This window comes from Mesorhizobium sp. M5C.F.Ca.IN.020.32.2.1 (genome assembly GCF_004023105.1).
GTDB lineage: Bacteria > Pseudomonadota > Alphaproteobacteria > Rhizobiales > Rhizobiaceae > Mesorhizobium > Mesorhizobium wenxiniae.
In genome coordinates this window covers 1-2592 of sequence record NZ_RZSX01000867.1, presented here as the reverse complement: position 1 = coordinate 2592, position 2592 = coordinate 1, and the positions used below count along the sequence as shown (strand labels likewise).

Below are 2592 nucleotides of genomic sequence, written 5' to 3'. Positions count from 1 at the left end.
GCGTCATCGCCGTGCTGACGGTCGAACGCCGCGACGGTGTCGCGGCGTCAGTGCCACTGGTGCTGGACGGCGATGGATTGACGCTCAGCCGCCTCGCAATCGACGGCCGGACACTCACGCCGGCAGATTTTCTTGCCACGCCCGATCAGCTGACGATCACCACGCTGCCCGCAGCATCCCGCTTCCAACTCCTGATCGAAACCGAGTTGGCGCCGGCGCACAACGAAGCCCTGATGGGCCTTTATCGCTCCAGCAACGTCTATTGCACGCAATGCGAGGCCGAGGGCTTTCGGCGCATCACCTATTTTCTCGACCGTCCCGATATCCTGTCCGTCTATACGGTGCGCATCGAGGCGCGGCACCACGAGGCGCCACTGCTTCTTTCCAACGGCAACCCGGCTGGCAGTGGCGAACTTGCCGACGGCTGGCATTACGCAGTCTGGCACGACCCCTTCCCCAAGCCGTCCTATCTGTTCGCCCTGGTGGCGGGCGCTCTCGGCAAGGTGGCGGACAGCTTCGTCACGTTGTCTGGCCGGAAGGTCGAGCTCGGCATCTGTGTCGAGCCGGGCAAGGAGGGGCTCGCCGGCTATGCCATGGACGCCCTGAAACGGTCGATGAAATGGGACGAGGAGGCGTTCGGCCGCGAATACGACCTCGACGTCTTCAACATCGTCGCGGTGTCCGACTTCAACATGGGCGCGATGGAGAACAAGGGCCTCAACATCTTCAACGACAAATATGTGCTGGCCGACCAGGAGACCGCCACGGACGCCGATTTCGCCAATATCGAAGCGATCATCGCGCATGAGTATTTCCACAATTGGACTGGCAACAGAATCACTTGCCGCGACTGGTTCCAGCTTTGCCTGAAGGAAGGGCTGACGGTCTTCCGCGATCACGAATTCTCCGCCGACCAGCGCTCGCGAGCGGTGAAACGCATTGCCGAAGTGCGCACATTGCGGGCACATCAGTTTCCCGAAGACCAGGGACCGCTGGCGCATCCTGTGCGGCCGCGCCGCTACCGCGAGATCAACAATTTCTACACGGCGACAGTCTATGAAAAGGGCTCGGAAGTGGTGCGCATGATCCGTACCATTCTCGGCAGCGAGACGTTCCGGGCCGGCATGGATCTCTATTTCGAGCGTCATGACGGCGAGGCTGCGACGATCGAGGACTTCATCAAGGTGTTCGAAGATGTGTCCGGCCGCGACCTCTCGCAATTTTCGCTCTGGTACCATCAGGCGGGCACGCCCAATCTGACGATCAGTTCGACGCACAATGCGGCAGCGCAGGAGTTCACGCTCGAGATCGAGCAGTCGGTGCCGCCGACGCCGTCCGAAAGCCGCAAGCGGCTGATGCATATTCCGCTTGCCTTCAGCCTAGTCGGCACCGACGGCAAAGCGATAGCCTATAGCGGCGTCGAGGGCGCCAGCGTCGAGGACGGCGTCATCCATATCCGCAGGCGCCGGCACATGGTGCGCTTCTCGGGCGTTGGCGAGCGCCCGGCGATGTCGCTCAATCGCGGCTTTTCGGCGCCGGTGACGCTTTCAGTCGAGCAGAAGGCCGACGATCAGTTCTTCCTTGCCGGCCATGACAACGATACCTTCTCGCGCTGGCAGGCGTTCAACACGCTTTTGACCGAGGCGCTGATATCAGCCTTCCGCCAGGTCCTTGACGGCCAGCAGCCCGGTTTCGCATCACGGTTGACCGGGCTTGCCGGCAAAATAGCCGGCGACGAGACACTCGAACCGGCCTATCGGGCGCTGGCTGTGGCGCTTCCGAGCGAAGCCGATATCGCCCGCGACATCGGCAAGAACATTGATCCCGATGCCATCTTCTCCGCCCGCGAGGCGCTGACGGCCGCGATCGCCGAGGCCAACCGCGAGATATTCTCCGACCTCTACCATCGACTGGCCGACAAGGACGCTTTCAGTCCGGATGCGACGAGCGCCGGGCGCCGGGCGCTGCGCAACATCCTGCTCGACTACCTGTCGCTGCTGCCGGGAGGTGCGGCGCTTGCGGCCCGGCATTTCCAGTCCGCGACCAACATGACGGACCGCGCCGCCGCACTGACCGTGCTTGCGCTCCGCCACAGCGGTTCGCCAGAGACGGTCAAGGCGCTGGCTGACTTCGAAGCGAAATATACGACCGATCCGCTGGTGATGGACAAATGGTTCCATATCCAGGCCAGCGTGCCCGGCCCGCAAACCATTTACGCGGTGCGCGCCCTGACCAGCCATCCGGCCTTCTCGATGGCCAACCCGAACCGGGTGCGCTCGCTCGTCGGCACGTTTTCCAGCGCCAACCAGACCGGCTTCCATCGCGCCGACGGCGAAGGCTACAGGTTTTTCGTCGAAACGGTCCTGCAGGTCGAAAAGCGCAATCCGCAGTTGGCCGCCCGGCTGGCGACAGCACTCAGATCATGGCGCTCGCTCGAACCTGCCCGGCAGGCCAAGGCAAGGGAAGCGCTGCTTTCGATCTCCAATGCCGAGAACCTATCGGCCGATTTGCGGGACATCGTCGAGCGCACGCTGGCGTGAGGGGTCCCCCCTTGAGGGGAGGGTGGACAGCCGCCGAAGGCGGCTGGAAGGG

General features: G+C 63.3%; 1 protein-coding gene. It reads left to right on the top strand.

Annotated elements, in window-relative coordinates:
* Positions 1-2540: aminopeptidase N (pepN, locus tag EOA86_RS30115; RefSeq protein WP_128344958.1), on the top strand; the 2540-nt coding region annotated here is incomplete at its 5' end.
* Between the last annotated feature and the right edge of the window lie 52 nt (positions 2541-2592).